The sequence below is a fragment of the Streptomyces sp. NPDC101151 genome (assembly GCF_044768335.1).
Lineage (GTDB): Bacteria > Actinomycetota > Actinomycetes > Streptomycetales > Streptomycetaceae > Streptomyces.
Genome location: NZ_JBIWPP010000089.1, coordinates 1 through 7,855 on the forward strand (window position 1 = coordinate 1; position 7,855 = coordinate 7,855).

Sequence of the window (7,855 nt, forward strand, 5' to 3'; positions counted from 1 at the left end):
TATGCCGGGGGTGTTCTGGCTGGTCACTGGCGGTGGTTCTCCTCGTCGTGCCCTCACAGGCTAACAAGACAAATCGAGGCGTTTCACGCCACGCTCTCACAGAGGGCTTCGGGCTGGCCGAGCGGGAGCAGGCCAAAACTGAGGAGCTGATCGCGCTCGGCTTCGGCCGCGTCTCGCGCCCCACCGTGCAGCGCATGCGCCTGGCCTACCGCAAGCAAGGCCTGTGGGGGCTCCTCGACCACCGCACCATCCGTGCTCCCAGCCCCACCGGGCGGGCCGACGAACGGGTCGTCGCCGCCGTCCGCGAAGCGCTGCGCCGACGGCACGGCCGCTCCAAGGCCACCATCAACGGCCTGTTCCGCTGATCAACCCCCTCCCAGCGTCCCTGGCTTCCTGAACCCGTCGAACTCCGTTCGCTATGTGCGGCGTGAAGTACCGGTGGCGGCCAGCAGGTTCCGTATCTCGTAAACGCCCTTGCCGGTGCGCGAGGCGATCTTGGCGACGGGCTCGCCCGAGCGGTACGCGGCCACAATCACCGCGCTCAGCTGCCGGCGGGCCGCACGGACGGACTCCTCCGCTGTGCGCAGAGCAGCAGTCGCCTCTTCCAGCGTGCCCTGGCCGTCATGGTCGTCCTCTGTCATACCGACATCGTGCCAGCCAATGGGGCGGGACCGATATTGTGAGGGCCGGGCACCATCGCCAAGAGGCGGCCGGTGGCGGCGATGAGGGGTGGGAACTTGGCGGGCGAGACGCTGGTGACCGTGGTGGGCAACCTCACCGCAGACCCTGAACTGCGACACACCACCGCCGGCCTGCCGGTGGTCGGGTTCACGATCGCCTCCACGCCCAGGGTGTTCAACCGCGAGCGGAACGAATTCGTCGACGGCGAGCCGTTGTTCCTGCGCTGCTCGCTCTGGCGACAGGCCGGAGAAAATGCCGCGGCCAGCCTGTCCAGGGGCACGCGCGTGATCGTCACCGGCAGGCTGCGGCAGCGCACCTTTGACGACAAGGAAGGCCAGCGCCGCACCACCGTCGAGATCGACGCCGAGGACGTCGCCGTCTCCCTCTCCTATGCGACAGCCCACGTCATCAAGACCTCCCGCACCGCCCAGACCCCGGCGCCTGCTCCCGTAGCCGCGGCGCCCCCGGCAGGTTCGGACCGCGATCCTCACCCATTCTGAGCATCCTCCGGCATCGCTCCAACCGGCCGGTGTCCCGCCGGTAGTGTGGTCGTATGTCCCGCAAGCGCCGCCCCGCACCGCCACGGCACACCCCTGCCGAGCGGACTCCCGCCACGCAGGCCGAGGAACTTGAGGCCCTGGCCCTGGAGTATCCCCAGGACCGGGAGGAGATCCTCGTCGAGGCGGCGGCCTGCTGGGGCGACGCCGGTCGGCACGACCGAGCCCTCAACCTCTACCAGCAGCTGCTGGATACCGGGTGCGAAGAACCCGATCTGATCGAGGCATATCGGATCAACACCCTGTGGGAAGCCGGACAGACCGCCGAGGCCCGCGCCGCGGCCGCACAGCTGCGACGCCGCCACCCCGCCGATGCCGGTGCCTGGAACTTCGTCGCCGAGACCTTCGAAACCGCTGGCGAACTTAACGACGCCACCGACTGGTTCACCGCGGGTCTCACCCACCTCCTCGGCCCGGCCACCCCCCTCACCCGCCGATCCGTCGAGGATGCCCCGGGCGGCTATGACATCGAGATGCTCGTCATCGGCCGCCACCGGGTCAGGCGCCGCCTCGCCCAGCCGCACGACGACCTCGACCATCTCGCCGACGAACTGCACAAGCACCGCCCGGCCCTGCTCCGCGGCCCCGGAACCCTGGACGACCTGCACAACCCAGACCACCTACGGGCCGCCGAGAGCGGTGACCGGGACGCCCTGCTCGCCTCGATCGAGAAACTCACCGTCGAGGTCGCCGCCCGCCGCGCCGCCCTGTCCCGGCCCCGCATGACCTGTGCACTCTTCTGGCCCGAGCCCGAGTTCACCCGGCTCCTGGCCCAGTGGCCCACACTGGAGGACGCCTACGGCGCTGATCACCACGACCACCTTTGTCGCGTCGAGGAGATCCTGCGCCGCCTGTCCGAGGACGGCGAACCGCATCTCGGTATCGCCCAGGGCAGCGTGAACGACTTCGAGGAATTCACCCGCAATGAGGGCCTCTCCCCACAAGACGGGGACACCCGGGCCGAGTACACCGCCGACCTCGCAGCCCGGGGCCAGGCCCAGGCGTGGCCCCCACCCCGCAACAGCCCCTGCTGGTGCGGATCTTCCCGCAAGTACAAGAAATGCTGCGGCAACCCCGCCCTGACCTGACCAAGATCAGAAAGCATCGTTGACCAAACTCGCGACAGAGCCAATTCCCCCTGGCCGCCGACAGTGAAGGAAGCGGCGCGTTTCGTAGAGTCCGGGCGGGCTGCGAACTGAAACTGGGCAGGCGCGGTTTGACGCTTGCTGTCGGATCTCTGGTGTTCGTTCAGAAAAGCGCCAGGCCCTCGCCGCTCATGTCGGCGACGACTGGCCGGGAACGGGCGGGGAGGCCGTCCAGGCGGTCGGGCCCGGCCTCGGCGGCCACGGCAGGGGCGGCCTCGGCCAGCCAGGTGCCAAACCGCTGGGCGGCTTCGCGGTAGGGGACTTGCGCCAGGACACGGTGCTCGCCGGACGGACAGCAGTCGACAGCGACCGTGAGCTGACAGGACCAGGGGGGACTGTCAAACGAGTGGTTTAACTGGGGTAGTTGAGGTTACTGGCGGGCCGCTGACAGGCGGCCGTCGAAGGTGATGTCGAAAGCATTCAGCGCTGTTTTCCAGCGCATGGTCCAGCGGGCCTGTCCCTTGCCAGTGGGGTCGAGGGACATGATCGCCATGTAGACGCACTTCAACGCGGCTCGCTCGGAAAATGTCCGCGGGCTTCGACTGCCCGGCGGATGCGGGCGTTCACCGACTCGAAGCTCTCTTGTCAAACAGGTGCCGGCGTGGAGGTCTACTGGGTGCCTCGGCGGGCGGCGTCCTGCCACATGTGGCGGATGATCACATTGGCGAGCTGACGCTTGTGAGCACGACGGGCCGAGCGTTTGGGCATGTCAGCGCGGCGCAGGAAGCGCGGGCTGTCGATCTTCCGGCCGTCCGAGAGGACGGCGAAGTGCCCCAGGCCGAGGTCTATGCCGACCTGGGACGTGAGGGGCGTCAGGACTTCTTCCGGACCGGTCTGAACGACGAACGACGCGAAGCAACGGCCCGCACTGTCCTTGATCACGGTCACTGTGGTGGGGGTGGACGGCAGCGTGCGCGACCACTTCACGCTCACGTCGCCCACCTTGGGCAGCCGCAGCTTCCCGCCGGGTGTGATCTTCCATCCGGCGTTCGCGGTGAACCGGATCGCCTGCCGGGTGTCCCCTTCGACTTGAAACGGGGCGGCCCCGTCTTGGGGCGCTTGCCCTTGAGGCCGTCGAAGAAATTCCGGTACGCGGTGTCCAGGTCGCGAAGGGACTGCTGGAGGATCACCGCGGAAACCTCGCCCAGCCATGCCCGCTCCGTGGTCTTCATTCGACGCCGTGAGCCGCTTGGAAAGATCGGCGGAGGTGACGAACGGCAGCCCGGCGGCGCGGGCGTCCTCACGGACGCGCAACGCATCGTTGAAGACCACCCGCGCACACCCGAACGCCCTGGCCAACGCCGAGCGCTGAGGACCGTTCGGGTACAGGCGGAACCCGTACCTGAGCTGCATAACGATCACCATACATATGCGGTTCATGTCACCACGCTGGAACCCGAACCCCGAGGTCTGCACGGACTTCGAGGCCAAGCTGAAGCAGTTCAACGGCGAGGAGGATCACGTGCAGTACGGTGCGCAGCGTCTTCTCGTTCGGGATCCGGTAGCGGCCGAGGAGCGGGTGGTAGGGCGGGCCGAAGGCGGCCAACTCCGGGGGCGCCGCGCGTCGGCACCACTCCGCCGCCGCGGTGTTGGAGTCATGGCCTGCCGGGGGCATCGCGCAGACCACCAGGGCCAGTAGCGAGGAGAGTCGGTAGCGCGCCCCGCATGCCCCGCGGGGGTCGGTGACCGACTCGAACTCGGTGACCAGGCAACGGACTTGGTCCCGTGCGTCAACCGCGCCGAGGGCTTCAAGGCGGGGTGCCGCAGAAGCGGGAACGGCGGCAGGGGATGATGGGGGAACGAACACGGCACCCTCGTGGATCTTGAAGCGTAGAGAACTCCATGGTCCACAGGTGCCGTGTTCGCCTGTTTCCGGGCCCCGCCAACATGATCAATCAGCCCAGGGCCGGACGATCCCGGCAAACGCCGGGGCCCTGGATTCGGTGCCCCCAACGTCAGGGCGAAAGTTTGAAATCCGCTCGTCCGAGTGGTCCAGAGGCTGCACGCGATCCGTTTGCGGCCGCGCGGGTACGCGTGCGGCCTGCAGGCTTTCCCGTCCCGTCGTGCGTGGAGGTAGCGCATGGAGTACGTGTTCACCCTGGATGCTCTGAAAGAAGACGATGTGTCGCCAGGCACACCCGTCACGATCGGCGTGTGCGACGACGAGTTCGACGTCAGGCTCACTCCGCAGAGCTTCGCTGCTCTGCAGGCCTTCCTGGCCCAGCTGACAAGGACTCGCCCTGCCGGGCCGGTCGGCGATGTGGGCCCGCCTGGCCAGTTCCTGTGACCGAGCCCCTGCAACTACAGCAACGCCCATTCGGGAGATTTCATGGCACACAGAGTCCAGGTTCTGCTGGCCGACGACCTCCATGGAGGCAAGGCCGACGAGAAGGTGACATTCGCGCTGGACGGCAAAAGTTACGAGATCGACCTGACTGACGCCAACGCCCAAACTCTCCGGGAAAATCTCGCGGAGTTCGTGAAGGCCGGCCGCAGGACCAGGGGCCGCTCCGTCGGCCGCACGGCTTCGACGGCGGGCAGCGCCGACACCGCAAAGATCCGCGCCTGGGCCATACAGCACGGCCACGACATCTACAAGAACGGCCAGATGCCCGTGGAGGTCCGAGAAGCATCCGGGTATGCGAACGGCTGAACTCCGTGGCGCTGGCAGCAGGTTACGGACGTCGTGGTACCGGAGCCCCGGCATCATGCGCGGGCTCCCCTTCGCACAGGAGAGGCGGACACCGCCGTGTGAGAGGGACGGTTGCGGTGCGGGTTCGCCCGATCCGCCTCGGCCAGGCCGGTACGGTGGGTGAAAGACCACAGCAGAGGGGCGGCGGACATGGCGGGCGAGACACTGGTGAAGGTGGTGGGCAACCTGACCGCCGACCCAGAACTGCGGCACACCAACTCCGGTATCCCTGTGGCGGGTTTCACGATCGCGTCGACTCCCCGCGTGTTCGACCGCGACCGCAACGAATTCACCGACGGGGAACCGCTGTTCCTGCGCTGCTCGATCTGGCGCCAGGCCGCCGAAAACGCCGCCCAGTCGCTGGCCAAGGGCGCGCGCGTCATCGTCACAGGCCGCCTCAAGCAGCGCACCTTCGACGACAAGGAAGGCCAGCGCCGTACCGTTGTCGAGATCGATGCCGAAGAAGTCGCCGCCTCCCTGACATACGCGACGGTGACCGTCACCAAGAACTACCGCCCCGGCGGCACAGCACCCGCACCCCGCCCGGCTGCCCCGGAAACGGACCCGGCCCAGGCAACGGCTCCCGCCGAGACCCACCCGTTCTGACCAACGCGGTGGCGCCGAATACGGACCAGTTCAGCCCTGCGTCCCGCGCGACCGGGTCACGGCCGGAGGCGGCCCGCGCCCCGGCTGCTGCTCCTCGCCGTCCCGGGCTGGGCGGACGTTCATGGCCACGGCCATGGAGATGGCCAGTGCCGCTGCCTGACGCCCGTACGGCTGCTGCCAACCGGTGCAGCTGTGGTCTCAGACGGCGCTGAAATCGTGGGCGGGGCCGCCGCGCCACTCAACCCATTGCGGGTCGTCCAGGATGGCTTCCGCAATCTCCCGGATCAAACAGTGGAGGATCTTCCGCCATGCCCGCATCAGCCCGAACAGACTTACGTCAGCCGCCGCAGCGATCCTCACCCTCATGATCTACACGTGAAAGAGGCTCCCTGTACGCTCGTTCACCGGAGAGGTGCCCTGACTCCTGTGCCGGATACGACGTAGACGCTCGCATCCTTGCAGGTCAACGGCACCTTTCTGCTACCAGATCATCAGATCACCCAATTCGGCTGAATAGCCAGGGTTGATGAGACACTCCCGCGAGTTGTGCGGTGAATGGGCACCGGGTCGTCAAAATCTCCCCATGACTATTGAGCATGGCATGGGCACCGGTATGCGGCGGCGGACTGTGCTGGCGGGCTTGGGAGCAGCTGCGGCCACCGCCGTCACCGAGGCCACACGTGCCTCCGCGGCGCCTGTCTCCGTCGTCACTGGCAGGCCGGCGGGTGACCGGGCAGCCGTAGTACGTGGGACGGTTCTGCACTATCTGGCAGATCCTGGTGAAACCCCCGACTCCGCCTCTTGGGAGCTCTTCGAGGACGGGGCGCTGGCCGTGGACAGCCAGGGCAGGGTGGCGTGGGTGGGCCCGGCAAGCCGGCTGCCGGACAGGCTGCGCCAGACAGGGCGGCACGAGGACCACCGCGGCAGGTTGATCGTTCCGGGATTCGTGGACACCCACGTCCACGCCAGCCAGGTGGACATCATCGCCTCCTACGGTGAGCAGCTCCTGCAGTGGCTGGAGAAGTACACCTTTCCTGCCGAGGCAAAGTTCGCCGACCCCGCCCACGCCCGGGAGGTCTTCGGATTCTTCCTGGACCGGCTGCTGGCGGCGGGGACCACAACCGCGAGTGTCTTTCCCACGGTGCACTCTGTGTCTGTCGACGCGTTCTTCGAGCAGGCCGCGGCCCGAAACCTACGGATGCTGTGCGGGAAGGTCCTCATGGACCGCGAACCGTACGCGCCCGCCTTTCTACGGGATGCCAGCGTCGAACAGGCTGAGCGTGCCACGCGTGAGTTGATCAAGCGTTGGCACGGCAAGGGCCGTCTGGGATACACCCTCACTCCTCGCTTCGCACCTACTTCGACCGAGCAACTACTGACCATGGTCGGACGCCTCCTCAAAGAGATTCCCGGCCTGTGGCTCCAGACCCACCTCTCGGAGAACAAAGACGAGGTCGCACTGGTCGCGGAGCTGTTCGGCGGCCGTTCCTACCTCGACGTCTATGACCGATTCGGGCTGGTAACGGACAGGTCGCTGTTCGCCCACAGCATCTACATCGACGACACCGACCGCCAGGTGCTGGCCGCCGCCGGTTCGTCCGTCGCCTTCTGCCCCACGTCCAATCTTTTCCTCGGTAGCGGCCTGTTCGACCTCCACGCTGCTCGCGCCAGGAACGTCGACGTCGGCATGGGCACCGACATCGGCGCCGGCACCAGCTACTCCATGCTCCAGACACTGAGCGAGGCATACAAGGTGACCGCCCTGCAGGGAACGCGCCTGCCGGCCCATCGCGGGTTCTATCTCGCAACCCTGGGCGGCGCCAAGGCACTCGACCTGGACAGCTGCATCGGCAACTTCACCCCCGGAAAGGAAGCCGACTTCGCCGTCCTCGACTGGTCTGCCACCCCCACACTCGCACGCCGCGTCAAGGTGGCGCAGACCTTCGACGAACGCCTCTTCGCGCTCATGACGCTCGGAGACGAACGCGCAGTCGCCGCCACGTACATCCTGGGCCGCGCCGCCTATCGACGACGGCCCTGAACAGATGCCCGTCGGTACTGACCTCGGCTTGTCACGCGGGTGTTGTCACGTTGTCGGGGGCTTGATCGTCTGAGGGCATGCCGAGGCCGGTGGCGGCCTGTTGTTCAGGTCGTGGTGGGCAGGTCGGTGGCGC

The 7,855-nt window shown here is 67.4% G+C and carries 7 protein-coding genes and 4 pseudogenes; 7 read left to right on the plus strand and 4 right to left on the minus strand.

All coding sequences use genetic code 11. The features are described 5' to 3' along the window. Positions 1–113 precede the first annotated feature (113 nt). Positions 114–356 (plus strand): annotated as a pseudogene (locus ACIRU3_RS46975) (transposase); the annotation flags it as partial. A 60-nt stretch (positions 357–416) separates the two neighbouring features. Here ACIRU3_RS46975 and ACIRU3_RS46980 read toward each other — a convergent pair. After that, complete coding sequence (locus tag ACIRU3_RS46980; protein WP_404070498.1) at positions 417–641, minus strand: hypothetical protein; 225 nt, start codon at positions 639–641, stop codon at positions 417–419. A gap of 96 nt (positions 642–737) precedes the next feature. Between ACIRU3_RS46980 and ACIRU3_RS46985 the strand changes: the two genes are divergently transcribed. After that, positions 738–1,181: a single-stranded DNA-binding protein gene (locus tag ACIRU3_RS46985; protein ID WP_404070500.1), complete on the plus strand. Its 444-nt coding sequence runs from the start codon at positions 738–740 to the stop codon at positions 1,179–1,181. Positions 1,182–1,234: 53 nt separating this feature from the next. Next, a complete protein-coding gene (locus tag ACIRU3_RS46990; protein WP_404070502.1) occupies positions 1,235–2,326 on the plus strand; it encodes an SEC-C domain-containing protein in 1,092 nt (363 codons plus the stop codon). A gap of 427 nt (positions 2,327–2,753) precedes the next feature. Here ACIRU3_RS46990 and ACIRU3_RS46995 read toward each other — a convergent pair. The 3 pseudogenes from ACIRU3_RS46995 to ACIRU3_RS47005 all read right to left on the minus strand — a co-directional run. Next, positions 2,754–2,962: pseudogene (locus ACIRU3_RS46995) on the minus strand (IS256 family transposase); the annotation flags it as partial. A gap of 90 nt (positions 2,963–3,052) precedes the next feature. Further along, a pseudogene (locus tag ACIRU3_RS47000) lies at positions 3,053–3,736 on the minus strand (RNA-guided endonuclease InsQ/TnpB family protein); the annotation flags it as partial. A 112-nt stretch (positions 3,737–3,848) separates the two neighbouring features. Further along, positions 3,849–4,190 (minus strand): annotated as a pseudogene (locus ACIRU3_RS47005) (transposase family protein); the annotation flags it as partial. Positions 4,191–4,463: 273 nt separating this feature from the next. On the opposite strand from ACIRU3_RS47005, the gene ACIRU3_RS47010 reads away from it, so the two are divergent. The 4 genes from ACIRU3_RS47010 (at position 4,464) to guaD (ending at position 7,722) form a co-directional block, all read left to right on the plus strand. Beyond that, positions 4,464–4,670 carry a hypothetical protein gene (locus ACIRU3_RS47010; RefSeq protein WP_404070504.1) on the plus strand — a complete coding sequence of 69 codons (207 nt, stop codon included), beginning with the start codon at positions 4,464–4,466 and terminating at the stop codon, positions 4,668–4,670. A 42-nt stretch (positions 4,671–4,712) separates the two neighbouring features. Next, positions 4,713–5,036: an Lsr2 family protein gene (locus ACIRU3_RS47015; protein ID WP_404070506.1), complete on the plus strand. Its 324-nt coding sequence runs from the start codon at positions 4,713–4,715 to the stop codon at positions 5,034–5,036. 189 nt (positions 5,037–5,225) lie between these two features. Continuing rightward, the gene (locus tag ACIRU3_RS47020; protein ID WP_404070508.1) at positions 5,226–5,681 is read left to right on the plus strand and encodes a single-stranded DNA-binding protein; all 456 of its coding nucleotides are present in this window, start codon (positions 5,226–5,228) and stop codon (positions 5,679–5,681) included. Positions 5,682–6,264: 583 nt separating this feature from the next. Further along, entirely contained in the window at positions 6,265–7,722 is a 1,458-nt protein-coding gene (gene guaD / locus ACIRU3_RS47025) for a guanine deaminase (protein WP_404070510.1), read from the plus strand. Positions 7,723–7,855 lie beyond the last annotated feature (133 nt).